Genomic DNA, 26,330 nt, shown 5'->3' with positions numbered 1-26,330 from the left:
TATCAGGTGGGGAGCGGGGGCCGGGGCGGGCCGGCCCCGGTCAGCGGCGGGGCTCCCAGCGGAACCAGCGGACGGCGCCCCAGGCGGCCAGGGCGAGCCAGACCATGCCGGTGACCAGGTGCGGGGCGGCGGGGGCCCAGGTGCCGGCGAAGCCGGTGGCGGCGGCGGAGCCGTCGGTGCCGAACCAGCCGAGGCGGATCAGCTGGAAGGCCGGGGTGGTCGGCAGCAGCCGGCAGACGTCGGCCATCCGGTCGGGCATGACCTCCAGCGGGATGAACAGGCCGGAACCGAACTGGGAGACCAGCAGGACCGGCATGGTGGTGATGCCGGCGCTCTCGACCGTCCTGGTGAAGGCGCTGGAGACGGCGGCCAGCGCCATCAGGGTCCCGATCACCAGGACCAGCCCGGCGGCCATCAGCAGCGGGTTGACCGGCGCGCTGAGGTCCAGGGCGACGCCGCCGCCGACGGCGACCACGAGGCACATCAGCAGGGCCAGGGCGACCGAGGGCACCGCGGTGCCGGCCAGGATCTCGACGTCCCGCGCCTCGCCGGTGCGCAGCCGCTTGAGCACCAGCTCGCCGCGGCGGGCCACGTAGGCGCCGGTCAGGTTGTAGTAGACGACGAAGGCGAGCACCATCCCGATCGCCCCGTTGACCAGCAGCGAGTCGACGTCGAGGCCGGGGTGGGTCTCGGCCTGCTGTTCGAGCACGCCCCGCAGGGCGCCGATGAGCATCAGCGGCAGCAGCAGGGCCGTGAACATCGCGGTCCGGTTGCGCAGCAGCAGGGTGGCCTCGGCCCGGCCGAGGGCGAGCAGCCGGCGGACGGCGGTGGTCCGCGGGCCGGCGGCGGGACGGACGGTGGCGGTGGTCATCGGGAGAGTCCCATCAGGCGGCGGAGGGTGGTGGGGGCGGCCGGGGCGTCGGCCGGGGGCTGGTGCGCGGCCTCGGAGGCGATGGCGAGGAAGGCCTCCTCCAGCGAGGCGCTGCGGGCGTCGAGGGCGCCGAGCGCGATGCCGTGCCGGGCGGCCCAGCCGAGCAGGTCGGTGAGGGTGGCCTGGAGCTGCCCGGTCTGCACCGTGATCCGGCGGCCGTCCGCGACCAGGGTGGCCCCGGTCAGCGGCGGGAGCGAGGCTCCGGTGAACTCCGGGAGCTCGAAGGAGATCCGGGCGGGCCGGCCGGCGATGACCTCGGCGACGGTGCCGGTGGTGACGATCCGGCCGCGGTGCATGATCGCCAGGCGGTCGGCCAGCTCCTCGGCCTCCTCCAGGTAGTGCGTGGTGAGCAGCACGGTGGTGCCCTGGGCGCGCAGGTCGCGGACCAGCCGCCAGACGGCGGCCCGGGCCTCGGGATCGAGGCCGGTGCTCGGCTCGTCCAGGAAGAGCACCTCGGGCCGGCCGAGCAGGGCCATCGCGAGGTCGAGCCGGCGCCGCTCGCCGCCGGAGAGCTGCTTGACCCGGACGCCCCGGCGGTCGGCGAGGCCGACCAGCTCCAGCGCCTCCTCCAGCGGGCGGGAGCCGCTGGTCATCCCGGCCCAGCTGCGGCCGGTCTCGGCGACGGTGAGGTCGCCGGGGAAGCCGCCCTCCTGGAGCATGATGCCGATCCGGGGGCGGAGCGCGGCGCGCTCGCGGTAGGGGTCGTGGCCGAGCACCCGGACCGCACCGGCGGTGGGGGCGGCGAGGCCCTCGATCAGCTCCATGGCGGAGGTCTTGCCGGCCCCGTTGGTACCGAGCAGCGCGAAGAGCTCACCGCGGCCGACGGTCAGGTCGACCCCGCGCACCGCGTGGAAGCCGGTGGCGCCGGAGCCGTAGTGGCGGTGGAGGTCGGTGACCTCGATCACAGGGTCGCTCGCGGTGCGCGGCTGGCTCGTTTCCATGGCTCAAGCCTTCCGCCGCGGGGGCGCCCCGGGCAGTGCGGGCTCTCATGAGAAGGCGGTGCGGATCCACGGGTCGGCGATGACAAATGTCATCGGCGGTCCGGCGGCGGGGCGGGCCGGGAATGCGGGGACGGCTGCTCGGGCGGGGTCCGGCACGACCGAGGGGAATGCCGAAGGGCCCCCTCGATCGAGGGGGCCCTTCGTACTGGAGCGGACGACGAGATTCGAACTCGCGACCCTCACCTTGGCAAGGTGATGCTCTACCAACTGAGCCACGTCCGCAGGTCAAGATATTGAGTTGTGCTGTGCTCGCGCACTGCGAGCGGACGACGAGATTCGAACTCGCGACCCTCACCTTGGCAAGGTGATGCTCTACCAACTGAGCCACGTCCGCACGGTGCCTGGTGGGGCACCTGCCGCCTCTTCGGATCTCTCCGTTGCGGCGACGAGGAATACTCTACCCCATCGGTCGGGGTGGTCGCCCCACCCTTTCGGGGCAGGTGGGACGACCGGGTCCGGCGGGGTCAGTTCGCCTCGGCGAACGCCTCGTACACGTGCTTGGGGATGCGCCCCCGGGCGGGTAGCTCCATGCCGCGCGACTGGGCCCAGGCGCGCACGGCGGCCGGGTCCGGGGTGAGCGCGGTGCGGCGGAAGGACTTACCGGTACGGCTCTGGCGGCGGCCGGCCGCGACGAACGGAGCGAGGGCCTCCCGCAGCTTTTCCGCGTTGTCCAGGGACAGGTCGATCTCGTACGACTTCCCGTCGACGCCGAAGTGGACGGTTTCCGCGGCTGCGCCGCCGTCCAGGTCGTCGGAGAGCGTGACGACTACACGCTGAGCCATGGGTGTCAATCCTCTCGGGCAATTCGGCCGAAGGGCGCGGGGTGCGCTCCCGTGGCCTGATGTGCACCACTCGCGCAAGCGCATACGGGCAGGCCCGATGGCGTGCCGGATACGCAGCACTTGCCGCGACAGGTGGCCCTATTCTGCACCCGAAGCGGGTCGAAATCGAAGAGTCCGGCTTTCTTTTCCGTATATTCACGTGTCTTCGGCGGGTGCCGGATACCCGGTGCACTCGGCTGGCCGATCTGTCCGGAGTGCCGGTATTCGGGTGCTCTTCGGCCGTTCTCGCTCGGGCCGTCGAATCCGGCGAAAAGGGGTGCCCGCCGGGGGGTGTCGGGGAGTCGGAGCCCTTGTGGCGTAAGGGTCGTGGGTCTACGCGCGTCACCCTCCCCGGCCAGCAAAGTCGCCCGAAACCCCCGGTAGTCTGGAGTTCCCCCGCCTTCACGAAGACACCACCGGGAGTGCCAGTGGCACGCGTCGTAGTCGACGTCATGCTCAAGCCGGAGATCCTCGACCCCCAGGGACAGGCGGTGCAACGCGCACTGCCCCGTCTCGGATTCGCCGGGATCGCCGACGTCCGCCAGGGCAAGCGCTTCGAGCTGGAGCTGGAGGGCCCGGTCGACGACGCCGCGCTCGCCCGTATCCGCGAAGCAGCCGAGACCTTTCTCGCCAACACCGTGATCGAGGACTTCACCGTCCGCGTCGAGGAGGAGGGCAAGTGACCACCCGAGTCGGCGTCGTCACTTTCCCTGGTTCCCTCGACGACCGCGACGCCCAGCGCGCGGTCCGCCTGGCCGGCGCGGAGCCGGTCGCCCTCTGGCACCGTGACAAGGATCTCCACCAGGTCGACGCCGTCGTCCTGCCCGGCGGATTCAGTTACGGCGACTATCTGCGCTGCGGCGCCATCTCCCGCTTCTCGCCGGTGATGGACACCATCATCGAGCAGGCGAAGCTGGGAATGCCGGTTCTCGGTATCTGCAACGGCTTCCAGGTGCTGTGCGAATCGCACCTGCTGCCCGGCGCGCTCACCCGCAACGACTCGCTGCACTTCGTCTGCCGCGACCAGAAGCTGCGGATCGAGAACGCCGGCACCGCCTGGACCCGGGATTACTCGGCCGGCCAGGAAATCGTCGTCCCGCTGAAGAACGGCGAGGGCCGGTTCGTCGCCGACGAGCACGTCCTGGACGCGCTGGAGGCCGAGGGCCGGGTGGTCGCCCGCTACGTCGACGTCAACCCGAACGGTTCGTACCGCGACATCGCCGGCATCACCAACGCCGCCGGCAATGTCGTCGGTCTGATGCCGCACCCGGAGCACGCCGTGGAGCCGCTCACCGGTCCGAGCACCGAGGGCCTGGGCTTCTTCACTTCCGTCCTGAAGCAGCTGGTGAACGCCTGATGAGCCTCGACACCGTCAAGAACGCCGAGCAGACCCCGGACTCCGCCCAGCCGTGGTCCGAACTCGGCCTCAAGGAGGACGAGTACGCCCGCATCCGCGAGATCCTCGGCCGCCGTCCGACCGGCGCCGAGCTCGCGATGTACTCGGTCATGTGGTCGGAGCACTGCTCCTACAAGAGCTCCAAGGTGCACCTGAAGCAGTTCGGCGAGAAGGTTCCGCCGAACGACGCGATGCTCGTCGGCATCGGCGAGAACGCCGGTGTGGTCGACGTCGGCCAGGGCTACGCGGTCACCTTCAAGGTCGAGTCGCACAACCACCCCTCGTACATCGAGCCGTACCAGGGCGCGGCCACCGGCATCGGCGGCATCGTGCGCGACATCCTCGCGATGGGCGCCCGCCCGGTCGCCGTGATGGACCCGCTGCGGTTCGGCGCCGCCGACCACCCGGACACCCGGCGCGTGCTGCCCGGGATCGTCGCGGGCATCGGCGGCTACGGCAACTGCCTGGGCCTGCCCAACATCGGCGGCGAGGTCGTCTTCGACTCCTGCTACCAGGGCAACCCGCTGGTCAACGCGCTCTGCGTGGGCGTGATGAAGCACGAGGACATCCACCTCGCGCAGGCCTCCGGCGCCGGCAACAAGGTCATCCTGTACGGAGCCCGCACCGGTGGCGACGGCATCGGCGGCGTCTCGGTGCTCGCCTCGGAGACCTTCGACGCGACCGGGCCCGCCAAGCGCCCGGCCGTCCAGGTCGGCGACCCGTTCCAGGAGAAGCTCCTCATCGAGTGCACCCTGGAGATCTTCTCCGAGAAGCTCGTCAAGGGCATCCAGGACCTCGGCGGCGCCGGTCTCTCCTGCGCCACCTCCGAGCTGGCCTCGGCCGGTTCGGGCGGCATGCGGATCGAGCTCGACACCGTGCCGCTGCGCGACAAGACGCTCTCGCCGGAGGAGATCCTCATGAGCGAGTCGCAGGAGCGCATGTGCGCCATCGTCGAGCCCGGCAAGGTCGACCGCTTCCTGGAGATCTGCGAGAAGTGGGACGTCATCGCCACCGTCATCGGTGAGGTGACGGAGGGCGAGCGGCTGGAGATCTTCTGGCACGGCGAGCTGGTGGTCGACGTGCCGCCGCGCACCGTCGCCCACGAGGGCCCGACCTACCAGCGCCCGTACGCCCGCCCGAGCTGGCAGGACGCGCTGCAGGCCGACGCCCCGAGTGCCGAGCGGCTCGCCCGCCCGACCACCGGCGAGGGCCTGAAGGCCGACCTGCTGAAGGTCGCCGGCAGCCCGAACCAGGCCTCCAAGTCCTGGATCACCGACCAGTACGACCGCTACGTGCTCGGCAACACCGTCCTCTCGGTGCCCGAGGACTCCGGCATGATCCGGATCGACGAGGAGACCAACCTCGGCGTCTCGGTCGCCACCGACGGCAACGGCCGCTACACCAAGCTGGACCCGTACACCGGCGCCCAGCTGGCCCTCGCCGAGGCGTACCGCAACGTCGCCGCCGGCGGTGCCAAGCCGCTCGCGATCTCCGACTGCCTCAACTTCGGCTCCCCCGAGGACCCGGACGTGATGTGGCAGTTCGCCGAGGCCACCCGCGGCCTGGCCGACGCCTGCCTGGCGCTCGGCACCCCGGTCACCGGCGGCAACGTCTCGCTGTACAACCAGACCGGCGAGACCGCCATCCACCCGACCCCCGTGGTCGCGGTGCTCGGCGTGATCGACGACGTCACCCGCCGCACCCCGATCGGCTTCGCCGAGGAGGGCCAGCTGCTCTACCTGCTCGGTGACACCGAGGACGAGCTGGGTGGCTCGGCCTGGACGCAGGTGGTCCACGACCACCTCGGCGGCCTGCCGCCCAAGGTCGACCTGGACCGCGAGAAGCTGCTCGGCGACATCCTGATCGCCGCCTCGCGCGACGGCATGATCGACGCCGCGCACGACCTCTCCGACGGCGGCCTGGGCCAGGCCCTCGTGGAGAGCTGCCTCAAGGGCGGCCACGGCGCCCGGATCATCGTGCCCGAGGGCCAGGACCCGTTCGTGTTCCTGTTCTCCGAGTCGGCCGGCCGCGCGGTCGTCGCGGTGCCGCGCAGCGAGGAGCTCCGGTTCAACGACATGTGCACCGCGCGTGGCCTGCCGGCCACCCGGATCGGTGTGGTCGACGGTGATGTCCTGGACGTCCAGGGCCAGTTCACCGTCTCGCTGGCCGAGCTGAAGGACGCCCACACCGGCGTCATCGAGGCCCTGCTCGCCTGATCCGCGTGCTTCGAGGGGCGGACGGTTTCACGGAACCGTCCGCCCCTCGGCGTATGTTGGGGCGCATGCCCGCCAAGTCCCGTACGTACCAGCCCGCCAAGGTCCAGGCCGCGCTGGTGGAGCAGACCACAGCGCTGCGCGACACCGTCCGGGCGCTCTGCGCCCGCCCGGACGCCGCCGACCTGCTCGCCCGGCCCACCCGGCTGGGCACGTGGACGGTGCGCGAGCTGATCGCCCACCTCGGCGTCCAGGTCGACTGGGTGCCCGCGCACCTGGACGACCCGCTGGAGGGCCGGCCGCCGCTGGACCTGCCGCAGTGGGTGCGGCGGGTCGGTACGCTCGCCCCGCTGCTGGACGAGCAGGCCAGGACGCGGGCGGCGGAGGAGTACGGCGGCGACCCGGCCTCGGTGGCGGAGGCCTTCGGGCGGGCGGCCGACGGGCTGCTCGCCGTCCTGGCGGACGCCGGCACGGCCGACCCGGGCCGGCGGTTCGAGATCCGGCTGGGCTCGATGACGCTCACCGACATGCTGGTGACCAGGCTGGTGGAGACGGTGGTGCACGCCGACGACCTGGCCGACGCGGTGGGCACGGCGGCCTTCCCGCACGCCCGGCAGGCGCTGGCCGCCGTCACCCGCCTGCTGGCCGACGCCCTCGCCGACCAGGCGCCCGGCGGCGCGGTCGAGCTGCGGATCCCGCCGTACGCCGTGGTGCAGGCCGTCGAGGGCCCCCGGCACACCCGGGGCACCCCGCCGAACGTGGTCGAGACCGACCCGCTGACCTGGATCCGGCTCGCCACCGGCCGGACGGACTGGGACGCCGCGGTGGAGGCCGCCGCGCTCTCGGCCAGCGGTGAGCGCAGCGACCTGCGGGCCCATCTGCCGGTCCTCGGGTAGGACGCCAAGGACCGGTTGGGCGGCCCCTACGGGCGCAGCTGGGCGGCGAGCCGCTCGGTGGCCTTGCGGAGCGCCTCCCCGGTCAGGGCCTGCTCCGGCCCGGCGTCCGAGGAGCTCTGGGAGAGGGTGAGCGCGATGTCGCCCTTGCCGTTGGCCGCGACCCGGGCGACGCCCACCGACTCCGCGCCCGGGGTGAGCTTGGTCTGGCCGGCCGTCGGCTGCGCTTCGGCGAACCGGGTCAGCTGGTCGACGCCGATGCCCCCGGCCTTCTGGATGTACGGCAGCATCATGTTGATCGCGACCCCGTTCTCCGGGACGGCCAGCAGGTCGATCTGGACCGGGGCCGAGCCGACCGTGTAGGCGCAGGTCACCCAGGCGGTCGGGGGAGTGGCCGGGACCGAGGCCATCGAGGGCGGCGCGGAGAAGCCGGAGGGCCAGGGCTCGGCCGGCCTGCCGTTGCCGAGGTCGGTGGTGACCGCCGGCTCGCCCTTGGACCCGGGGGTCACCGGGCGGTCGATCCCGGCCTCCTTCAGCGCCGCCGGGAGGTCCAGACCGAACGGGCACGGGCCGGTCCCGGCGAGCCCCTGGGCGGTCGACCGGACGTGGTCGTAGGAGAGGCTGCCGGTGCCGGTGACGCCTCCGGAGGAGGAACAGGCGGCCGTGCCGAGGAGGATCCCGGCGGTGCCGGCCACGGCGAGGAGGCGGCGGCGCCCTGCTGCGGTGCGGTCTGCGGTCATGCGATCAGCCTAGAACGGCCCTGTACCGGTGGGTCGGTGAACGGGTATCGGATCCGTTCCGATGCGGTCGGGCTCTGGTCGGGCTCCGGTCGCGCGCGCTCTCCGGGCGCTCGGCCAGGGTCCGCGGCCCTGGCCCTCGGCTCAGAGCACCGACGGGCCGCTGAGGTAGCTGCCGTCCGCCGAGTACGGCCAGGCGTTGGGTTCGCAGCCCTTGAGGCCGTAGATCTGCTGCATCATCGCGGGCGCCGGCTTGCCCTTGCCCGGGCAGGTCTCGTGCCCGTGGCCGATCCGGTGGCCGACCTCGTGGTTGACGATCAGTGCCCGGTACTCGTCGATCGGTCCGCTGAACTGGGGTGAACCGGTGTTCCAGCGCTTGACGTTGACCAGCACCTGGTTGCCGACGTTGCAGTTCACCTCGCCGTGGGTGTCCAGTCCGGCGGCCCCGCAGATCCGGTCCACGGCGGCCGGCGACGCGATCTTCACGGTGAAGTCGTAGGCACCGCTCGACACCAGCTGGAAGCCGTTCCTGCGGTCGTTGGTCCAGCCCCGGGGGTCGGCGAGGATGCGCTGGACCTGGGCGGCGGCCGCGGCCGGGTCGATCCCGATGCCGTCCTCGACCTCGACCCGGTAGCGGCGGACGGTGCCCTTGCCGACCGCCGCGGCCGCGCCCGGGGCGACGGTGAAGGTGCCCGCGCCCTGGGCCGGGCCCGGGTCCGGGGTGCCCGGCGAGGCCGGTCCGGGCGTCGGACCGGGAGCCGGTGGCGGGGTCGGGGTCAGTGTCGGGGTGGGCGCCGGGGCAGCGGGCGCGGCGGCGGGCGGGGTGCTCGCCTCGGGCGGGGCGATCCGGCCCTGCGCGGTCGGCCCGGTGGTCGGTCGCGGGCCGGGGCGGTCGAGCATGAGCAGTGCCCCGCCGAGGACGGCCAGCGCCGCCACCAGCGCGGTGATCATGCCGGGGCGGATCCGGCGGCGCCTGCGACGGGCACCGGTGGCGCGGGGGCGGCCGGTGCGGGAGCCGCCGGTGCGTTCGCCGGCCGCGCCGGAGGTGCGCGCGCGGGAGCGGCGTCGGTCGGGTCTGGCTGCGGGCACGTCTGGGCTTCCTGTCGGACCTGTGGGGTCGCCAAAGCCGTTCGAACCTCTGTGCGCCCCCCTCGCACGGACCACCCTGACACGGAGACCCGACGGCTGTCCACGCACCGGATGCGCGTCCCGGCATGCGGCCGCCCCCGTACGGGCCGGAGGGCGCGTACGGGGGCGGCCGGTCCGGGCGGGTCGGCCCGGGGCGCTGCCTGGGGGCGGGCGGGTCAGCCCAGCGTGGCGGCGGCGGTCGGCGAGCTGTCCCGGAGGAACTGGGCGCAGCGCTCGGCCTCCTCCTTCTCGTCGATGGCGGCGGCGGCCCGGCCGAGGCCGTGCAGCGCCCGCAGGAAGCCGCGGTTCGGCTCGTGCTCCCACGGCACCGGGCCGTGGCCCTTCCAGCCCGCCCGGCGCAGCGAGTCCAGCCCGCGGTGGTAGCCGGTGCGGGCGTACGCGTAGGACTCGACGGTGCGGCCGGCGGCGAAGGCGTCGTCGGCGAGCTGAGCCCAGGCCAGCGAGGAGGTCGGGTACTTCGCCGCGACCTCGGCCGGGGAGGCGCCGCCGGCCAGCAGCTCCAGAGGAGCGGGCTCGGCGGGGAGGTGCGTCGGGGGCGGACCCCCGAGGAGGTTCTGGTGAATGCTCATGGCCCCCAGTGAACCACTGGGGGCCATGAGCCGGGGACCGGCCCGGGGAAAGCGCCGGGACTCCGGTGGTGCCTCGTGCCGGGCGGGTGCCCTGCTTCGGGCGGGCGCCTTACTTCAGGCGGGTGCCGGCCGAGCGCAGCTGCTGGGCGGCCTCCAGCACGCGGGCGGCCATGCCGGCCTCGGCCAGCTTGCCCCAGGTGCGCGGGTCGTAGGTGTTCTTCTTGCCGACCTCGCCGTCGACCTTCAGCACACCGTCGTAGTTGCGGAACATGTGGTCCACGACCGGGCGGGTGAAGGCGTACTGGGTGTCGGTGTCCAGGTTCATCTTCACGACGCCGTTCTCCAGCGCGGTGGCGATCTCCTCGGCGGTGGAGCCCGAGCCGCCGTGGAAGACGAAGTCGAACGGGTCGGTCTTGCCGTACTGCTTGCCGATCGCGTCCTGCAGCTCGCGCAGCAGCTCCGGCTTCAGGACGACGTTGCCCGGCTTGTAGACGCCGTGCACGTTGCCGAACGAGGCGGCCAGCAGGTAGCGGCCCTTCTCGCCCAGGCCCAGCGCCTCGGCGGTGCGGACCGCGTCGTTGACGGTGGTGTACAGCTCGTCGTTGATCTCGTGCGTGACACCGTCCTCCTCGCCGCCGGTCGGGGTGATCTCGACCTCAAGGATGATCTTGGCGGCGACGGCCTGGGCCAGCAGCTCCTCGGCGATGGACAGGTTGTCGTTCAGGGTCTCGGCGGAGCCGTCCCACATGTGCGACTGGAACAGCGGGTTGAGGCCCTTGGCCACGCGCTCGGCGGAGATCGCCAGCAGCGGGCGGACGTAGCCGTCCAGCTTGTCCTTGGGGCAGTGGTCGGTGTGCAGCGCGACGGTGATGTCGTACTTGGCGGCGACCACGTGCGCGAACTCGGCGAGCGCGACGGCGCCGGTCACCATGTCCTTGTTGTGCTGACCCCCCAGGAACTCCGCACCACCGGTCGAGATCTGGATGATGCCGTCGCTCTCGGCCTCGGCGAAGCCGCGCAGCGCGGCGTGCAGGGTCTGGGACGAGGTGACGTTGATGGCCGGGTAGGCGAACTTGCCCGCCTTGGCCCGGTCGAGCATCTCGTTGTAGACCTCGGGAGTTGCGATGGGCATGCGAATCCGCTCCTGTCGGGTTGCGGCGTACGGACGGTGCTGTCCGACGCTGTGTACGCCTGTTACGACTCCGGGGTACCGGGGCCGACGCGCGGCTCTGCGGGGCGGCCACCAGTACCAAGGTTCGAGGCGGCCACCGCGGTACGACAATGAGGGTGTTGCGACCGCGGTCCGGACGCCGGGAGCCATCTTCCCATCCCGGGCCCCGGCGCCACCATGTGGCCCGCCTGTCGGGACGGCCGCGCACGTGCGACGAAGGGATGACCACCGTCTCGCCCCCCGGGCGGAAGCCCGCGTCAAGACGGGCCCGCTATCCTGCGCCCGTGGACTACAACCAGCTGGCCGTCAACTTGCTCGACGCCAAATCACTGATCTCGTCCCTCGGTGCCATCGGGCTGATCGCGATCATCTTCGCCGAGACCGGCCTGCTGGTCGGGTTCTTCTTCCCGGGCGACTCACTGCTGATCATCGCCGGGGTCGCCTCCTCGAACGCCGCGTCGTCGGTGCTCGGGGAGGGCACGAAGCTGCCGATCGCGGCCCTGCTGATCGGGGCCCCACTGGCCGCCGTCGCGGGTGCCCAGCTCGGGCACCTGATCGGGGTGAAGGTCGGACCGAAGATGTTCGACAAGCCGGAGTCGAAGATCTTCCGGCGCGAGTACGTGCTGAAGGCGGAGGAGTACTTCAACAAGTTCGGGCCCGGCAAGGCCGTGGTGCTGGCCCGCTTCATGCCGATCGTCCGGACCTTCCTGAACCCGGTCGCGGGCACCCTGGAGATGCCGGCCCGGACGTTCTTCCTCTGGAACGTGATCGGCGGCGTGCTGTGGACCGAGTCCATGCTGCTGATCGGCTACTTCTTCGGTGACGCGCTCGCCCCGGTGATCGACAAGTACCTGATCCCCGCGGTGCTGCTGATCGTGCTGCTCTCGGTGTCGCCGATCCTCGTCGAGGTGGTGCGCGAGCGCCGGAAGAAGAAGGCCGGCGGTGCCGAGGCCGCTGACGCCGAGACCGCCCAGGCGGGTGCCGGGCGCCACCGCCGCGGCTGAGCGCCCCACGACGAACGGCCGGGGCCGGGTCCTGTTTCACGTGAAACAGGACCCGGCCCCGGCCGTTTCCGCTGTGCCGCCGTTCCGCCGGGCTACCGGCGCGCGCGGGTCAGAGGCCCAGGTCGGCCAGGTCGTACGCGGTCACGTACGGCAGGCCGGTGGCCTCGACCGCGGCGGCGCCGCCCCGCTCCACGATCACCGCGACGCCGACCACCTCGGCACCCGCCTCGCGCAGCGCCTCGACGGCGGTCAGCACCGACCCGCCGGTGGTGGAGGTGTCCTCGACGGCCAGCACCCGGCGGCCCTTGACCTCGGGGCCCTCGATCCGGCGCTGCAGACCGTGCGCCTTGCCCGCCTTGCGGACCACGAACGCGTCCAGCTCGCGGCCGCGTGCGGCGGCGGCGTGCAGCATCGCGGCGGCCACCGGGTCGGCGCCGAGCGTCAGGCCGCCGACGGCGTCGTACTCCAGGTGCTCGGTCGCGTCCAGCATCACCCGGCCCACCAGCGGGGCGGCCTGGGCGTCCAGCGTGATCCGGCGCAGGTCGACGTAGTAGTCGGCCTCCTTGCCGGAGGAAAGGGTGACCTTGCCGTGCACGACGGCCTTGTCCTTGATCTGTGCCAGCAGGGCGTCGCGGTCGTTGCTCATGAGCGTTCAGTCTAGGGCTTGTCCGGCCTTCTAGCGTCGGCGCAGGGCCCTGGCCAGGACCACGGCGCCGCCGATCAGGGCCACGCCGCCGCCGATCATCCACGGCACCGCGCTGCGGCCGCCCGGTCCCGGCACCACGATGCCGCCGGCCTCGCCGCCCCAGCGGGACGCCGCCCGGGCCCGCGCGCTGCGGGCCGGCAGGGCGGGGGCGTACGGGCCGCGCGGCGGGGCGTGGTCGACCTCCTCGGCGGAGCGGCCGACGATGCTGCGGCGGACCGGGCCGCCGAGCACCGGCTCCTGCTCGTAGCCGAAGGGCAGGTCGGCGGGGAGCTCGGTGCCGACGCCGTCCCCGGCCTCGGCGGCGGGGCCGTCGACGTCGGCGGCCTCCTCACGGTCGTCCTCCTCGCGGTCGCCGCCGATCGGGAGGCCGAAGCGCTCGGCGTCGGCGTCGGAGAAGGCGATGAGGTCGGAGAGGTCGTCGTCGAGGTCGTCGCCGGGGTTGTCCTGGTGGTCGTCCAGGAAGAGCACGGTGGCGGTGGGCTCCTCGTCGTCCTCCGCCTCGTCCTCGTCCTCGACGTCGGTGTCCGCCGCGTCCTCGGTCTCTGCCTCGACGTCGGTGTCCTCGGCGGTGGCCGCCTCCTCGGCGTCCTCGGCGTCCGCCTCGACGTCCGTCTCGACCTCGGCGTCCGCCGCCTCCACGGCGGTTTCCACCTCGGCTTCCGCCTCCACCTCGGCTTCCGCCTCCACCTCGGCGTCCGTCTCGACCTCGGCGTCCGCCGCCTCCGCGTCGGGGGAGGCGAGGGCGGCGGCGAAGCGGTCGAGCAGGCGGCGGCCGGCGCCGGCGAGGGTCTCGCCGTCGAACTCGGTGAGCCGGCCGGTGGCGCTCAGGTCGCCGACGAAGCGGATCAGCGTGGTCCCGGCCGCGGTGCCGTCGGCGGTGGCGACCCGGAGGGTGGCCGTGGCCTCGCCGCTGCCGCGCACCTCCTCGCCCTCGGCGAACACGGTGAGGACGCCTTCGCGGCCCTCGATCAGTGACAGCACGCCCTTGTAGGTGATGGTGGAGGTGCCGATCCGCAGCTTCAGCCGCCCGCCGATCTCCTCGGCGGACCCGCTGCCGACGGCGGCCGGCTCGGTGCTCAGCCCGGGGACGCAACGGGCCAGCAGAGCCGGATCCTGCAGGGCCTGCCGGACCAGCTCGGCCGGCATCGGGACGACAACCTCATGCTCCATGTCACGGAGCCTACCGACCGAACCCGCGGTGGTCCGCGCAGTGGCCCCTACCTGCCGTCGGGACGTCCCCGACCGGCCGCACCCGGCCCTCCGCCGACCGCTCGTGGCCGCCCTCCGCCCGGTTCCGTCCGCTCCGCCCGCCCCGCCCGGTTCCGCCCGCTCCACCCCGGGCGGTCCGTCAGCGCGGCCCCAGCAGGGTCAGCGCGGCCGGTGGGCGGGCCGGGCGGAGGGCGGTCAGGTGGGCCGCGGCGGCCCGCAGGGCGTCCGCGGTGAACGCGCGCGGCGGCGGGGCGTCCGGGGCGAGGGTGAGCGGGGGCTGGGCGGCGGCGGCCAGCAGGAAGGCCTGGCTGTCCGGTGAGCCGGGCCGGCAGCTCGCGGCGGGGCCGCCCCGGACGGCGTACGGGACGGTCCGCAGCCCGGCGGCCCGCAGGCCGGACTCGACCTGCCAGAGGCCGTTCGGCTCGTCGTCCGCCCGGACGGCGAGCCGCCCGCCGGGCGCGAGCAGCCGGGTGGCGAGGCCGTAGAACTCCTGCGAGTGGAACTTCACCGTCCCGCTGTCGGCGGGGCCGGGCAGATCGGCGAGCACCACGTCGAAGGACGCCTCGCCCGGGTGCACGCCGCGCAGCCACTCCAGCGGGTCCGCGGCGGCGGTCCGCACCCGGGGGTCGTCCAGGGAGTGGCCGGAGAGCGCGGCCAGGCCCGGGTCGGTCCGGGCCAGCCGGGCGAGGGCCGGGTCGGCGTCGACCACCAGCACCGAGCGGACGCCGCCGTGCCGCAGCACCTCCCGCGCGGCGAGGCCGTCACCGCCGCCGAGCAGCAGCACCCGGGCGTCCGGCCCGGCCGCCATCGCGGGGTGGACCAGGGCCTCGCTGCCCCGGTACGCGTCCGGACCGCAGACCGCGAGCCGCCCGTCCAGGTACAGCCGCAGCGGGCCCTCGGCGGGGCCGGTGAGCACGATCTCCTGGTACCGGGTGTGGGCGGCGTACCGGACCTGCCCGCCGTACAGGGCCTGCCGGGCGGCGCGTTCGATCGCCCCGGACCAGACGGCGGCCGCGGCGAGCAGGGCGAGGACGAGGGCGCAGCCGCCCCAGAGCAGCAGCCGGGTGCGGGGCGGGGGCTCCTCGCGGAACAGCCAGAGCACCACCGCGGCCCCGGCGACGGCGTTGACGGCGCCGGTGACCAGGGCGCCGGTGCCGGGGCCGAAGAGCGGCAGGATCAGGAACGGGAAGGCGAGGCCGCCGATCAGCGCGCCCACGTAGTCGGCGGCGAAGAGGTCGGCCGCGGCCCGCCCGGCGTCCTCCCGGCGGATCCGCTGGACGAGCGTCATCAGCAGCGGGATCTCGGCGCCGATCAGGACCCCGATCAGACAGGTCAGGGCGATCATCGCGGCCTGGTACCGGCCGATCCAGGCCCAGCAGGAGTACAGGGCGAGGACGGAGAGCCCGCCGGTGAGCGCGAGCGCGCACTCGACCAGCGCGAAGGCGGTGGCCGGGCGGCGGGTGAACCGTTTGGCGAGCAGCGAGCCCAGCCCCATCGCGAACACCATGACGGAGAGCACGACGGAGGTTTGGGTGACCGAGTCCCCGAGCAGATAGCTGCCGAGCGCGACGAGTTCGAGCTCGTAGACGAGTCCGCAGGCGGCGCAGACGAACGCCGCCAGCAGGACGGCGAGCCGGGAGAGCGCGGGGTGGGCGCGCAGCCGGGCCCTGCGGCGGGCGGGCAGAGGGGTCAGGCTCCGCCCGGGCCGGGGTGGGCTGCCGTTGTCGAGGTCGAGTCCCGGCTGTGCGGGTGGACCGGCCGGATGGTTGATCACGAACAAACGCTAGGCGACGTTCGGTACGGATGGCTGCGTCCATTCGACGGACAGTGCGATACGACAGGTTGACGAATCGTTCCTGCGTACGAATGAAGGCCGATGTGCGGACCTATGACCCCATCGGGATCGGCGGCCGTGCTCACCGGGTCGCCACCAGGGAGGACCGCGTGCAGACCAGCTGGCCCTCCTGCGGATAGGCGTGCCAGGTGCGCCAGAGCAGCCGGTCCGCGGCGCCCTGGGTGACCAGTGCGGTGAACGCGCTCGGGTCGCCCGGGAAGACGCCGGCCAGGCCGCGGGGGTGGCCCTCGACCAGGGCCAGCAACTCCTGGGCGCGAGCGGCGAAGTCGTGCGGCGGTAGCGCCTCGATCCGGGCCGCGAACTCGTACTCCCAGCCGTCCACCTGTTTGGCCACCCGGGCCGGCAGTGGGGTCCGGCGGCCGGGCAGGCAGGCGACGGTCTCCAGGCATCTGCCGGGCCCGGCGGCGATCACCACCTGGTGCGAGGCGCCCAGCAGCCGCAGCTGGAGGGTGCCGGGCGGCCCGGGGCGCCCGGCGTTGGCGAGTCTCAGGTCGCGGACTGCGAGAGCGGGCAGCGGGTCGCCGCCCAGGCACCAGGCCAGGTCACCGGCGCGGGTGTCCGTGTAGGAGGTCTGCAGTGTGGTGAGCATGCTCGGCTCCGCGTTTCAGCTCCGTGCGCGCCCGCCGTGCAGCAGCGAGTAGGCCTGGGCAAAGGCGAGGCTGTTCGTGGCTGTGCGGTCCAGGGCGCGGCCGACCGTGGAAGGAAGGATTCCGGCTGGAGATTCAGCAGCAGAGAAGCATGAATACGCCGGGTCCGTCGGTGATTTACCCAACTTTGTCAAGCATTCACCGTTTCGAGCACCCCGGCTTCCCCGCTCTGATCGAGCCGGTGTGCGACTTTGCACAGCGCGCGCCCCTCGCCCCGGTTCGCGCGCCGTGCGCGCTGCTCGCACGCCACTCATGACGCGCGCACGCCCCGGTCCCCACCGCGCCCGGCGCACGGGGCACACGAAGGACCGGGGCGGGCCCGGCGAACCTCGGCCGGGGGCAATCGTCGCTCCCGGCGGAGCAATTGACTATTCGTCAGGACGTGCGACGCGTCCCATCCGATGGTCAGAGCCGACCGAGTCGACTGACCGCCTCCTCCAGGACCTCGTCCTGCTTGCAGAAGGTGAAGCGGACCAGCGAGCGGCCGACCTCGGTGTCGTCGTAGAAGACGACGTTGGGGATCGCGACGACGCCGCAGCGCTCGGGGAGGGCACGGCAGAACTCGATGCCGTCCTTCTCGCCCAGCGGGGTGATGTCGGTGGTGATGAAGTAGGTGCCCTCCGGTCGGAACACCCGGAACCCGGCCGCGCTCAGCCCGTCGGCGAGCAGGTCCCGCTTGCGCAGCAGATCGGCGCGGAACCCGTCGAAGTAGTCGTCGGGCAGCCGCAGGGCGTCGGCGACGGCGTACTGGAAGGGACCGGCACTGACGTAGGTCAGGTACTGCTTCGCGGTGCGGACGGCGGCGACCAGGGGCGCCGAGCCGGTGACCCAGCCGACCTTCCAGCCGGTGAAGGAGAAGGTCTTGCCGGCCGAGGAGATCGACACGGTGCGCTCGCGCATGCCCGGGAGCGCGGCGATCGGGTGGTGGGTGCCGCTGAACACCAGGTGCTCGTAGACCTCGTCGGTGACCACCAGCAGGTCGTGCTCGACGGCGAGGGCGGCGATCGCGGCCAGTTCGTCGGTGGAGAGCACCAGGCCGGTGGGGTTGTGCGGGGAGTTGAGCAGCAGCAGCCGGGTGCGCGGGGTGACCAGCGCGCGCAGTCGCTCCAGGTCGGGGCGGAAGTCCGGGGCACGCAGGGTGAGCGGGACGCGGACGGCGCCGGCCATGGCGATGCAGGCGGCGTAGGAGTCGTAGAAGGGTTCGAGGGCGATCACCTCGTCGCCCGGCTCCAGCAGCGCCAGCAGGGCGGCGGCGATCGCCTCGGTGGCCCCGGCGGTGACGAGCACCTCGGTGTCCGGGTCGAAGGCGAGGCCGCGGAAGCGCTGCTGGTGCTCGGCGATCGCGCTCCGCAGCTCGGGGATGCCGGGGCCGGGCGGGTACTGGTTGCCCCGGCCCGCGAGGACGGCGTCGGCGGCGGCCCGGGCGATCTCGGCCGGTCCGTCGGTGTCCGGGAACCCCTGGCCGAGGTTGATGGAGCCGGTGGCGGTGGCGAGGGCGGACATCTCGGCGAAGATCGTCGTGCCCATCCCGGCCAGCCGTCGGTTCAGCAGCGGCCTCGTACCCATTGCGGCTCCTCACGCCTCGTCGTCGGCCCCATCCTGGGGCAGCGGGTGGCCGGGGACAAGAACGGCCCGCCGCCGGGGGTGCCGGGGCGGGCCGTGCCGCGGAGCGGAGCGGTGGCGGGAGGATCAGGCCTCGTTGGTGCCCTCGGGGGCCTCGCCCTCGCCCTCCTCGCCCTCGATCTCCTTCTGCAGGCCGAGGCGCTCGACGATCCACTGCTCGAAGCCGACGGCGGCCTGGGTCCAGTTGGCGGTGGTGGTGACGAAGTAGTCCAGGTTCACGCCGGTGCCGACGATCATCTGGGCCTCGCCGATCAGGCGGACCACGCCGTCCTCGTGCGTGTGGGTGTAGACCTTGGGCCAGAGGGTCTCGCGGTTCCACTCGTCGATGAGGTCGAGGATCTCGGCCTTGTCCTCCAGCGGGTAGGCGCGGTCGTAGAACGCGCGGACCGCGAAGAGCTCCTTCTGCTCGCCGCGGAACATGTAGTAGACGCGGAAGCCCTCCCAGGGGGCGGTGAGGTCGCCCTCCTCGTCCACGACGTGCTTGAGCTGCATCTGGTCCAGCAGCTGGGTCACCAGGGCCTGGTCCGGGACGACGATCGGCGGCGGGCCGGCCGGCCGACCTCCCTGGCCGCCGGGCTGGCCGCCCTGCGGCACGCCGAACGACGGGATGGACGACGGGTCGATGCTCATGGGGGTCCTCTTCCTCAGTGCACGTGGTGGCCGGCAATGAGAGGCCGCCCTTCCACCTCCCATCCTGCCTCATCCTGGGCCTGCCTCACAGGGGCGCCCGGGCGGCGGGCGGGCACCTGTGGATCTTGCCGGGGCCCCCGGTCGGGGCCGTGGCCACCGAGGGTGAGCACGGCACCGGGCCGCCCCCTCGGGGAGCGGGGGCGGCCCGGTCCGGGGGCTGCGAAGCGCTACTTCTCCAGCGGGCCGCGGCCCCGGACGGTGAGGTGGTCGCCCTCCTCGGCCCGTTCGACCAGGACGGTGTCGCCGTCGTGCACCTGGCCCGAGAGGATGGCCCGGGCGAGCTGGTCGCCGATCGCGGACTGCACCAGGCGGCGCAGCGGCCGGGCGCCGTACGCGGGGTCGTAGCCGGTGAGCGCCAGCCAGTCCCGGGCGGCCTCGTCGACGTGGAGGGTGAGCCGGCGCTCGCCCAGCCGGGCGGCCAGCCGGGCGACCTGGAGGTCGACGATCCGGCTCAGCTCGGCGGTGCCCAGCGGCTCGAAGACCACGATGTCGTCGAGGCGGTTGAGGAACTCGGGCTTGAACGCGGCCCGCACCGAGTCCAGCACCAGCCGCTTCTTCATCTCCTCCGGGGTGGCCGGGTCCACGAGGAACTGGCTGCCCAGGTTGGAGGTGAGGATCAGGATCGCGTTGCGGAAGTCGACCGTGCGGCCCTGGCCGTCGGTGAGCCGGCCGTCGTCCAGCACCTGGAGCAGGACGTCGAAGACCTCGGGGTGGGCCTTCTCCACCTCGTCCAGCAGCACCACGCTGTAGGGGCGGCGGCGGACCGCCTCGGTGAGCTGGCCGCCCTCCTCGTAGCCGACGTACCCGGGCGGGGCGCCGACCAGGCGGGAGACGGAGTGCTTCTCGCCGTACTCGCTCATGTCGATCCGGACCATCGCCCGCTCGTCGTCGAAGAGGAAGTCGGCCAGGGCCTTGGCGAGTTCGGTCTTGCCGACGCCGGTGGGGCCGAGGAACAGGAAGGAGCCGGTCGGCCGGTCCGGGTCGGCGATGCCGGAGCGGGTGCGTCGCACCGCGTCCGAGACGGCCTGGACGGCCTCCGCCTGGCCGATCAGGCGCCGGCCCAACTCGTCCTCCATGCGCAGGAGTTTGGAGCTCTCGCCCTCCAGCAGCCGGCCGGCCGGGATGCCCGTCCAGGAGGCGACCACATCGGCGATGTCGTCCGGGCCGACCTCCTCCTTGACCATGGAGGAGGTGGCGTCCCGCTCCTCGGCGCCCTCCTGCGCTTCGGTCAACTCCTGCTCGGCGGCCGGGATCTCGGCGTACATCAGCTTGGAGGCGCGCTCGAAGTCGCCGTCCCGCTGGGCCCGGTCGAGGGCGCCGTGCAGGTCGTCGAGCCGCTCCTTCAGCTCGCCGACCCGGTTGAGGCTCTTCTTCTCCTGCTCCCACCGGGCGGTGAGCACGCTCAACTGCTCGTTCTTGTCGGCGAGATCGCGCCGGAGCCGGGTCAGCCGGTCGACCGAGGCCGGGTCGGACTCCTTCTCCAGGGCCAGCTCCTCCATCCGCAGCCGGTCGACGGCGCGCTGGAGCTCGTCGATCTCGACGGGGGAGGAGTCGATCTCCATCCGGAGCCGGGAGGCCGCCTCGTCGACCAGGTCGATCGCCTTGTCGGGCAGGAAGCGCGAGGTGATGTAGCGGTTGGACAGGGTGGCGGCGGCGACCAGGGCGGCGTCCGAGATCTGCACCTTGTGGTGCGCCTCGTACCGGCCCTTGAGGCCGCGCAGGATGGCGATCGAGTCCTCCACGCTGGGCTCGCCGACCAGCACCTGCTGGAACCGGCGCTCCAGGGCCGGGTCCTTCTCGATCCGCTCGCGGTACTCGTCCAGCGTGGTGGCGCCGACCATCCGCAGCTCGCCGCGGGCCAGCATCGGCTTGAGCATGTTGCCCGCGTCCATCGCGGAGTCCCCGCCGGCGCCCGCGCCGACCATGGTGTGCAGCTCGTCGATGAAGGTGACGACCTGGCCGTCGCTCTGCTTGATGTCGTTCAGGACGGCCTTCAGCCGCTCCTCGAACTCGCCGCGGTACTTGGCGCCGGCGACCATCGCGCCGAGGTCCAGCGCGACCAGCCGCTTGCCGCGCAGCGACTCCGGCACGTCACCGGCCACGATGCGCTGGGCCAGGCCCTCGACCACGGCGGTCTTGCCGACACCGGGCTCGCCGATCAGCACGGGGTTGTTCTTGGTGCGCCGGGAGAGCACCTGGACGACCCGGCGGATCTCCTGGTCGCGCCCGATGACCGGGTCGAGCTTGCCGTCCCGGGCGGCCTGGGTGAGGTCGGTGCCGTACTTCTCCAGGGCCTTGTAGGTGCCCTCCGGGTCGGGGGAGGTGACCCGGCCGCTGCCGCGGACGTCCTTGAACGCGGCGAGCAGGGCCTTCGCGGTGGCGCCCCGCTGGGCGAGCAGGTCGGCGACCGCGCCGCCCTCGGCGGCCAGGCCGACCATCAGGTGCTCGGTGGAGACGTACTGGTCGTCCAGGTCCTCGGCGCGCTTGCCGGCCTCGGTGAGCACGGCCAGCGTGTCGCGGGCCAGCTGGGGCGCGGCGACGGTGGAGCCCGTCGCGCGGGGCAGTCCGGTCAGCAGCCGGCGGGCCTCGGTGTCGATCCGGGTCGCGTCCGCGCCGACCGCCTTGAGCAGCGGCCCGGCGATGCCCTCGGGCTGCTCCAGCAGGGCGATCAGGATGTGCACCGGCTTGACGTCCGGATTCCCCGCGGCGCCGGCCTGCCGGATCGCGGCGGACAGGGCGTCCTGCGTCTTGGTGGTGAACTTGCTGGCGTCCACTGCTGGGGTGTCCTCCTCGCTGATGGCGAACTGCTTCGTACGGGCGGCGGCCCCCGGCCACCGGCCCTGCTGAGTACAGCATGCACTAAGTTGAGTCTATTCCGCTCAACCTTCGGATGAACGCTTGGGGTGCCCGGAGACGGTGTACCGGTCGAGCCGCGGCGCGGGCTGCCAGCCGCTGCGGACCGACGGCCCGGTCCGCCGGGTCAGTACCAGCAGCTCCCGGGCCGGCCCGCCCGGCCGGTGGCCGGCCGGCCAGACCGCGCGCAGCGGCCGCCGCAGGTCCAGCCCCTCGGCCAGCGGCACGGCCACCAGCCGCCGGGTCGCCAGCTCCTCCGTCACCGCCAGCTCGCTCAGGCAGACCGGTCCGGCGCCGGTCATCGCCGCCGCCTTCAGCGCGGTCGACGAGGCCAGCTCCAGCCGCGGCTTGGCGGCACCGCCGAACGGCGCCAGCGCCATCTCCAGGACCTCCCGGGTGCCCGACCCGGGCTCGCGCAGCACCAGCGGGGTGGCGGCCAGCTCGGGGCCGGTCACCGGGGCGCGGCGGCGCGCCCAGGGGTGGCCGGGCGCCACCACGACCACCAGCCGGTCGGCGGCCACCACCGCGCCGGCCAGCCCCGGCGGGGTGGACGGGCCCTCGACGAAGCCGAGGTCGGCCTCGCCGGCCAGCACGTGCCCGGCGACGTCGGAGGAGTTGGCCGTCCGCAGGATCACCGCCGTGCCCGGGCTGCTGTCGTGCAGCGCCAGCAGCCAGCCCGGCATCAGGTACTCGGCGACGGTCAGGCTGGCCACCACCACCAGCCGGGCGTCCCGCCGCTCGCGCAGCGCGTCGATCCCGGCGTCCAGCGCCTGCGCCGCCTCGACCACGTGCCGGGCCCACTCGACCACCAGCAGCCCGGCCTTGGTCGGCCGGGAGCCGCGCGGGGACCGTTCCAGCAGGGGGACGCCGATCTGTCGCTCCATGCCCTTGATCCGGGCGCTCGCCGTCGGCTGGCTCACGCCCAGCTCGGCCGCCGCCCGGCCGACGCTGCCCAGTCGTGCCACCGTGAGGAGCAGTTCCAGGGCGCCGAGCTCGGGGACGTGCGGGGAGAGAGCCATAGACTCAGGCTATGCCCTCATAGGTCGGTGGGCGCTACCGGTGGCCGGAGGCGGACGGCACGGTGGTTCCATGGCCATCCTCACCGGCGTCCGACCGCTCACCCGCACCGCCCGCTTCGACCTCGCCCAGCTCGGTCCCAACTGGTACGCGGTGGTGATGGGCACCGCGATCGTCGGCAACGGCGCGGCCGCGCTGCCCGTCCGGCTGCCGGGGCTGATCGGGTTCGGCGAGCTGATGTGGGCGCTCGGGGCGGTCGCGCTGCTGGTGCTCGTCCCCGCGCGGGTGGTCCACCTCCTCCGGTACCGCGCCGAGGCCCGCGCCCACCTGCTGGACAACCCGGCCACCGCGGTCTTCTACGGGTGCCCGCCGATCGCCATGCTCTCGGTCGGCCTGGGCACCCTCACCCTCGGCTCGCGGGTGATCGGCACCGGCCCGGCCGTCGCGCTGGACGCGGCGCTCTGGGGCATCGGCACGCTCTATGCCCTGGCGGTCGCGGCCGGCGTGCCCTACCTGATGATCACCCGGCACGCCGTCTCCCCGCTGGAGGCCAACCCGACCTGGCTGCTGCCGGTGGTCGCGCCGCTGGTCGCCTCCGCGACCGGTCCCGCGCTCGTCCCGCACCTGCCGACCGGCACCGCGCAGCAGAGCCTGCTGTACGGCTGCTGTGCGCTGTTCGGGGTCGGGCTGCTGGCCATCCTGGCGCTGCTGCCGGTGGTGCTCACCGGGCTGGTGCACAGCAAGCTGTCCGCCCTGGTGCTCACCCCGTCGCTCTTCCTGGTGCTCGGCCCGCTCGGCCAGTCCACCACGGCCGTCCACCAACTCGCTGACGCCGCACGCCCGGTGGCGCCGCAGCTGGCACCGGTGGCGCTCGCCCTCGCCGAGCTCTACGGGGTCGCGGTGCTCGGGGTCGCGATGCTCTGGCTGGTCATCGCCACCGCGGCCAACCTGCGGGCCCGCAGGGCCGGGATGTCCTTCACGATGACCTGGTGGGCCTACACCTTCCCGGTCGGCACCTGCGTCACCGGCGCCTCCGCGCTCGCCCGGCACACCGGTTTCGCCGGGTTCACCGGCCTCGCGGCCGGGCTCTTCGTCCTGCTGGCCGCCGCCTGGGCCGTGGCCGCCGGCGGCACCGCGGCCGGGCTGGCCGGCGGCAGGCTGCTGGCCCGCTAGCAGAGCCGTCACGGTAGCGGCAAGAGAAGTCACGATGAGTGACCGGAGGGCAGAGGGGGATTCCGTGAAGGGATCGTGCAGGATCAGCGAAGGCTGCCCGATGGGGCAGTCCGGATTCGGAGCGCCCTGCTCCGCAGCCGACTGAACGGACGGTCGCCGCCCGCCCCGCCATCGCCCTGACCTGGCCTTCCTTCCCCGACCCCGGTGGTCCGCCCGGGGGCCGCCACGGATTCACGGTGCAGGTTCCTGCAATTGCGAAAACATGCAGTCGGGCGGCACTTGTTCACCGGCCGTCACGCTGTGATGGTGGAGACACGCCAAGCCGTCCGGGCGATCGCAGCCCGATGGTGGTGACTTGCTCTTCGATACTGGATGCGAGAGGTACGTCCGTACCCGCATGTCGGGGGGAAGAGCGCCGGCCGGGACGCCATGTGTGGTGATGGTCCCCGGGACCGGAACCGGCGAGGCGTTGCTGCTCCGCCTCGCCGGGAGCGCCCTGGGATTGGCGTGCTACCGGCGACCCCCGGGAAACCCGTGTGCGACGGCACCCGGTCCCCGGGGGTCCGCCGGTCGGCAGTACCGTGATCGCGTGCGGCGCGCGGTACCGCGACCACGATCGACCCGTGCGGGGGGCACGCGCGGCACAGGCAGATCCGAGACCCATCCGGCAGGGAGTGTTCGAGGTGACGGCGGATCCGACGGCCGCCCCGGGCACCAGCGCGCCGGGCGGTGAGCCCGACGAGGCGGCCCGGCAGCTCTACCTGGCCGTTCTCGCCCGTGGCGGCCGCGTCCCCGCCGCCGACGTCCCCGAGTCCGACCGGGCCGCGCTGCGGCTCCTGGTCGACATCGGCCTGCTGATGCCCAACCCGATGGACGCCTGCTACACCGCCGTCAGCCCGCGCTCGGTCAGCGACCGGCTCGGCGCCGAACTGCGCAGCGAGGCCACCCGGCTGCTGGTCCGCGCCGAGAACCTGCCCGGCGCGCTGGACACCCTCACCCGGGCGTACGACGCGATGCCCCGCCCGCCCGAGCGCTCCGGCGGCGCCGTCTACATCGAGGGCCACGTCCACATCCGCCAGCGCATCTCCCAACTGGTCGCCGACTGCCGGACGGAGGTCCTCACCGCCCAGCCGGGCCACCGCCCGGCCGACGCCCTGAAGATCGCGCTCCTCCAGGACCTCCGGCTGCTGCAGCGCGGCTGCTCGCTGCGCACCGTCTACCAGCCGGTCGCGGTCTCCGACCCGGCCGCGCTCGCCTACGCGGACGAGGTCACCCGGCACGGCTCGCAGATCCGGATCCTGGACGAGCCGTTCCAGCGTCTGTTCGTCTTCGACCGCTCGGTCGCGGTGATCTCCGCCAACGAGGACCACAGCACCGCCGCCTTCATCTCCGACCCGGCCGCGATCGCCTTCCTGGTCGGCGCCTTCGAACGCGACTGGGCCCGGGCCGACCCCACCGACTGGGCCGGCACCCTCGCCCGGGGCGTCGCGCAGGAGGCCCCCGACCGGGTCGGCCGGCTGCTCGCCAAGGGCCTCACCCAGCGCACCGTCGCCACCCGGCTGGGCCTCAGCGAGCGCACCGTGGCCGCGCACATCTCCCGGCTGCGCGAGCGCCACGGCGCGCAGACCCTGTTCCAGCTCGGCTGGCTGATGCGGGGCGGCCGCGATGACTGACGCCGCGATGACTGACGCCGCGATGACCGAGGCCCCGCTGCCGGACGCCGACGCCCGCGAGCTGTACCGGACCATCCTGCGCGAGGGCGGCCGGCTGCCGATCGCCGAGGTGAGCGCCCAGGACGCCCGGTCGGTCCGGCAGCTGACCGACGTCGGGCTGCTCACACCGCGCTACGCGGACGGCGTGTACAGCGTGGTGAACCCGCGTGCCGTCGGCGAGCGGATCGGGGCCGGGCTGCGCGAGGAGGGGGCGCGCCTGCTGGCCCGGGCGGCGCTCGTCCCGGAGCTGATCGACGACCTGACGAAGGCCTACGACGCCGCGCCCGGCCGGGAGGACCGCACCGGCGGCGCCCGGCGGATCACCGGCATGGGGCAGATCCGCCACCTGATCTCACAGCTCGCCGACGAGCACCACCGCGAGGCCTGGGCGGCCCAGCCCGGCGGAGCCCGGCCGGCCGCCCACATGCGGGACGCGCTGGAGCACACCCGCCGCTACCTCGCCCGCGGCGGCACCATGCGCACGATCTACGAGGCGAGCGCCCGCCTCGACGCGCCGACGGTCGAGTACGCGGCGGCGTCGGCCCGGCTCGGCAGCCCGATCCGCACCCTGGCCGCGCCGTTCAGGCGGGTGCTGATCTTCGACCGCAGGGTGGCGCTGATCCCGGCCGCGCCGGACAACACCAGCGCGGCCCTGGTGGAGGACTCCGCGACGGTCGCCTTCCTGGTGGACGTGTTCGAGCAGCAGTGGCGCCAGGCGGAGGGGGTGAACTGGTCGGCGCTGGCCGCCGGCGCCACCGAGCCGGCGGTGCACGACCAGATCGGCCGGCTGCTGTCGCAGGGGCTGACGCAGCGGACGATCGCCGGCCGGCTGGGGCTGAGCGAGCGGACGGTGGCCGGTCACATCTCGCGCCTGCGCGAGCTCTACGACGCGGAGACGCTCTTCCAGCTCGGCTGGCAGATGCGGGGAGCCCGGCCGGGGGAGTCCGATGGGTGAGCCGG

At 73.5% G+C, this 26,330-nt stretch carries 23 protein-coding genes and 2 tRNA genes; 8 read left to right on the top strand and 17 right to left on the bottom strand.

Translation table 11 applies throughout. The features are described from left to right. Window positions 1–40 precede the first annotated feature (40 nt). The 5 genes from ACZ34W_RS03655 to ACZ34W_RS03635 all read right to left on the bottom strand — a co-directional run bounded on the left by ACZ34W_RS03655 (window position 41) and on the right by ACZ34W_RS03635 (window position 2,714). Window positions 41–871 carry an ABC transporter permease gene (locus ACZ34W_RS03655; RefSeq protein WP_465601422.1) on the bottom strand — a complete coding sequence of 277 codons (831 nt, stop codon included), beginning with the start codon at window positions 869–871 and terminating at the stop codon, window positions 41–43. Next, on the bottom strand, window positions 868–1,872 hold the full coding sequence (locus ACZ34W_RS03650; RefSeq protein ID WP_465601419.1) for an ABC transporter ATP-binding protein: 1,005 nt from the start codon (window positions 1,870–1,872) through the stop codon (window positions 868–870). The genes ACZ34W_RS03655 and ACZ34W_RS03650 overlap by 4 nt, the downstream gene beginning before the upstream one ends. 206 nt (window positions 1,873–2,078) lie before the next feature. Then, window positions 2,079–2,154: transfer RNA gene (locus ACZ34W_RS03645), tRNA-Gly, on the bottom strand. 39 nt (window positions 2,155–2,193) lie between these two features. Then, window positions 2,194–2,266, bottom strand: a tRNA-Gly gene (locus tag ACZ34W_RS03640). 130 nt (window positions 2,267–2,396) lie between these two features. Beyond that, complete coding sequence (locus tag ACZ34W_RS03635) at window positions 2,397–2,714, bottom strand: histone-like nucleoid-structuring protein Lsr2 (RefSeq protein ID WP_238860361.1); 318 nt, start codon at window positions 2,712–2,714, stop codon at window positions 2,397–2,399. 467 nt (window positions 2,715–3,181) lie between these two features. Between ACZ34W_RS03635 and purS the strand changes: the two genes are divergently transcribed. From purS to ACZ34W_RS03615, 4 genes are all read left to right on the top strand, one after another. Next, a complete protein-coding gene (gene purS, locus ACZ34W_RS03630; RefSeq protein ID WP_033250393.1) occupies window positions 3,182–3,436 on the top strand; it encodes a phosphoribosylformylglycinamidine synthase subunit PurS in 255 nt (84 codons plus the stop codon). Next, a complete protein-coding gene (gene purQ / locus ACZ34W_RS03625) occupies window positions 3,433–4,110 on the top strand; it encodes a phosphoribosylformylglycinamidine synthase subunit PurQ (RefSeq protein WP_329488736.1) in 678 nt (225 codons plus the stop codon). Before purS ends, purQ begins: the two co-directional genes overlap by 4 nt. After that, window positions 4,110–6,365: a phosphoribosylformylglycinamidine synthase subunit PurL gene (purL, locus tag ACZ34W_RS03620; protein WP_329488735.1), complete on the top strand. Its 2,256-nt coding sequence runs from the start codon at window positions 4,110–4,112 to the stop codon at window positions 6,363–6,365. The genes purQ and purL overlap by 1 nt, the downstream gene beginning before the upstream one ends. A gap of 65 nt (window positions 6,366–6,430) precedes the next feature. Further along, a complete protein-coding gene (locus ACZ34W_RS03615) occupies window positions 6,431–7,258 on the top strand; it encodes a maleylpyruvate isomerase family mycothiol-dependent enzyme (RefSeq protein WP_465601414.1) in 828 nt (275 codons plus the stop codon). A 26-nt stretch (window positions 7,259–7,284) separates the two neighbouring features. Here ACZ34W_RS03615 and ACZ34W_RS03610 read toward each other — a convergent pair whose 3' ends face one another. The 4 genes from ACZ34W_RS03610 to fbaA form a co-directional block, all read right to left on the bottom strand. Beyond that, window positions 7,285–7,995 (bottom strand): hypothetical protein, encoded by a 711-nt coding sequence (locus tag ACZ34W_RS03610; RefSeq protein ID WP_465601411.1) that lies wholly within the window; start codon window positions 7,993–7,995, stop codon window positions 7,285–7,287. Window positions 7,996–8,136: 141 nt separating this feature from the next. Then, the gene (locus ACZ34W_RS03605) at window positions 8,137–9,081 is read right to left on the bottom strand and encodes a DUF3152 domain-containing protein (RefSeq protein WP_465601408.1); all 945 of its coding nucleotides are present in this window, start codon (window positions 9,079–9,081) and stop codon (window positions 8,137–8,139) included. Between the two features lie 215 nt (window positions 9,082–9,296). Next, complete coding sequence (locus ACZ34W_RS03600) at window positions 9,297–9,710, bottom strand: DUF3151 domain-containing protein (protein ID WP_352288463.1); 414 nt, start codon at window positions 9,708–9,710, stop codon at window positions 9,297–9,299. Window positions 9,711–9,819: 109 nt separating this feature from the next. Next, entirely contained in the window at window positions 9,820–10,842 is a 1,023-nt protein-coding gene (gene fbaA, locus ACZ34W_RS03595; protein WP_329488730.1) for a class II fructose-bisphosphate aldolase, read from the bottom strand. Between the two features lie 323 nt (window positions 10,843–11,165). Here fbaA and ACZ34W_RS03590 point away from each other — a divergent pair, with 323 nt between their 5' ends. Beyond that, window positions 11,166–11,885, top strand: a complete 720-nt coding sequence (locus ACZ34W_RS03590) for a DedA family protein (protein ID WP_329488729.1) — start codon at window positions 11,166–11,168, stop codon at window positions 11,883–11,885. Between the two features lie 109 nt (window positions 11,886–11,994). On the opposite strand, the gene pyrE is transcribed toward ACZ34W_RS03590, so the two are convergent. The 8 genes from pyrE to ACZ34W_RS03550 form a co-directional block, all read right to left on the bottom strand. After that, entirely contained in the window at window positions 11,995–12,531 is a 537-nt protein-coding gene (gene pyrE, locus ACZ34W_RS03585; RefSeq protein WP_329488728.1) for an orotate phosphoribosyltransferase, read from the bottom strand. Window positions 12,532–12,561: 30 nt separating this feature from the next. After that, complete coding sequence (locus ACZ34W_RS03580) at window positions 12,562–13,761, bottom strand: SRPBCC family protein (protein WP_465601403.1); 1,200 nt, start codon at window positions 13,759–13,761, stop codon at window positions 12,562–12,564. Between the two features lie 178 nt (window positions 13,762–13,939). After that, window positions 13,940–15,574: a polyamine aminopropyltransferase gene (locus tag ACZ34W_RS03575; protein WP_465601400.1), complete on the bottom strand. Its 1,635-nt coding sequence runs from the start codon at window positions 15,572–15,574 to the stop codon at window positions 13,940–13,942. A gap of 142 nt (window positions 15,575–15,716) precedes the next feature. Continuing rightward, a complete protein-coding gene (locus tag ACZ34W_RS03570; protein ID WP_329488726.1) occupies window positions 15,717–16,244 on the bottom strand; it encodes a DUF2617 family protein in 528 nt (175 codons plus the stop codon). A gap of 463 nt (window positions 16,245–16,707) precedes the next feature. Further along, window positions 16,708–17,868 (bottom strand): pyridoxal phosphate-dependent aminotransferase, encoded by a 1,161-nt coding sequence (locus ACZ34W_RS03565; RefSeq protein WP_465601397.1) that lies wholly within the window; start codon window positions 17,866–17,868, stop codon window positions 16,708–16,710. A 123-nt stretch (window positions 17,869–17,991) separates the two neighbouring features. Next, window positions 17,992–18,555, bottom strand: coding sequence for a type III secretion system chaperone family protein (locus tag ACZ34W_RS03560; RefSeq protein ID WP_329488724.1), 564 nt, complete (start codon window positions 18,553–18,555; stop codon window positions 17,992–17,994). Between the two features lie 227 nt (window positions 18,556–18,782). After that, the gene (gene clpB / locus ACZ34W_RS03555; RefSeq protein ID WP_465601394.1) at window positions 18,783–21,389 is read right to left on the bottom strand and encodes an ATP-dependent chaperone ClpB; all 2,607 of its coding nucleotides are present in this window, start codon (window positions 21,387–21,389) and stop codon (window positions 18,783–18,785) included. A 105-nt stretch (window positions 21,390–21,494) separates the two neighbouring features. Next, complete coding sequence (locus ACZ34W_RS03550) at window positions 21,495–22,487, bottom strand: LysR family transcriptional regulator (RefSeq protein WP_465601391.1); 993 nt, start codon at window positions 22,485–22,487, stop codon at window positions 21,495–21,497. Between the two features lie 70 nt (window positions 22,488–22,557). Here ACZ34W_RS03550 and ACZ34W_RS03545 point away from each other — a divergent pair, with 70 nt between their 5' ends. From ACZ34W_RS03545 to ACZ34W_RS03535, 3 genes are all read left to right on the top strand, one after another. Continuing rightward, entirely contained in the window at window positions 22,558–23,658 is a 1,101-nt protein-coding gene (locus tag ACZ34W_RS03545) for a TDT family transporter (protein WP_465601388.1), read from the top strand. Window positions 23,659–24,341: 683 nt separating this feature from the next. After that, window positions 24,342–25,331, top strand: a complete 990-nt coding sequence (locus tag ACZ34W_RS03540; protein ID WP_329488720.1) for a LuxR C-terminal-related transcriptional regulator — start codon at window positions 24,342–24,344, stop codon at window positions 25,329–25,331. A gap of 7 nt (window positions 25,332–25,338) precedes the next feature. Then, window positions 25,339–26,325 (top strand): helix-turn-helix transcriptional regulator, encoded by a 987-nt coding sequence (locus ACZ34W_RS03535; RefSeq protein WP_465601385.1) that lies wholly within the window; start codon window positions 25,339–25,341, stop codon window positions 26,323–26,325. Window positions 26,326–26,330 lie beyond the last annotated feature (5 nt).

Source organism: Kitasatospora sp. NPDC022856, assembly GCF_055561235.1.
This window is presented reverse-complemented; position numbering and strand designations above follow the sequence as displayed.

Coding starts and splice junctions, on each gene's coding strand:
- ACZ34W_RS03655 (WP_465601422.1), bottom strand. CDS start 871: ATGACCACCGCCACCGTCCGTCCCGCCGCCGGCCCGCGGACCACCGCC.
- ACZ34W_RS03650 (WP_465601419.1), bottom strand. CDS start 1,872: ATGGAAACGAGCCAGCCGCGCACCGCGAGCGACCCTGTGATCGAGGTC.
- ACZ34W_RS03635 (WP_238860361.1), bottom strand. CDS start 2,714: ATGGCTCAGCGTGTAGTCGTCACGCTCTCCGACGACCTGGACGGCGGC.
- purL (WP_329488735.1), top strand. CDS start 4,110: ATGAGCCTCGACACCGTCAAGAACGCCGAGCAGACCCCGGACTCCGCC.
- ACZ34W_RS03615 (WP_465601414.1), top strand. CDS start 6,431: ATGCCCGCCAAGTCCCGTACGTACCAGCCCGCCAAGGTCCAGGCCGCG.
- ACZ34W_RS03610 (WP_465601411.1), bottom strand. CDS start 7,995: ATGACCGCAGACCGCACCGCAGCAGGGCGCCGCCGCCTCCTCGCCGTG.
- ACZ34W_RS03600 (WP_352288463.1), bottom strand. CDS start 9,710: ATGAGCATTCACCAGAACCTCCTCGGGGGTCCGCCCCCGACGCACCTC.
- fbaA (WP_329488730.1), bottom strand. CDS start 10,842: ATGCCCATCGCAACTCCCGAGGTCTACAACGAGATGCTCGACCGGGCC.
- pyrE (WP_329488728.1), bottom strand. CDS start 12,531: ATGAGCAACGACCGCGACGCCCTGCTGGCACAGATCAAGGACAAGGCC.
- ACZ34W_RS03580 (WP_465601403.1), bottom strand. CDS start 13,761: ATGGAGCATGAGGTTGTCGTCCCGATGCCGGCCGAGCTGGTCCGGCAG.
- ACZ34W_RS03570 (WP_329488726.1), bottom strand. CDS start 16,244: ATGCTCACCACACTGCAGACCTCCTACACGGACACCCGCGCCGGTGAC.
- ACZ34W_RS03565 (WP_465601397.1), bottom strand. CDS start 17,868: ATGGGTACGAGGCCGCTGCTGAACCGACGGCTGGCCGGGATGGGCACG.
- ACZ34W_RS03560 (WP_329488724.1), bottom strand. CDS start 18,555: ATGAGCATCGACCCGTCGTCCATCCCGTCGTTCGGCGTGCCGCAGGGC.
- ACZ34W_RS03550 (WP_465601391.1), bottom strand. CDS start 22,487: ATGGCTCTCTCCCCGCACGTCCCCGAGCTCGGCGCCCTGGAACTGCTC.
- ACZ34W_RS03545 (WP_465601388.1), top strand. CDS start 22,558: ATGGCCATCCTCACCGGCGTCCGACCGCTCACCCGCACCGCCCGCTTC.
- ACZ34W_RS03535 (WP_465601385.1), top strand. CDS start 25,339: ATGACTGACGCCGCGATGACCGAGGCCCCGCTGCCGGACGCCGACGCC.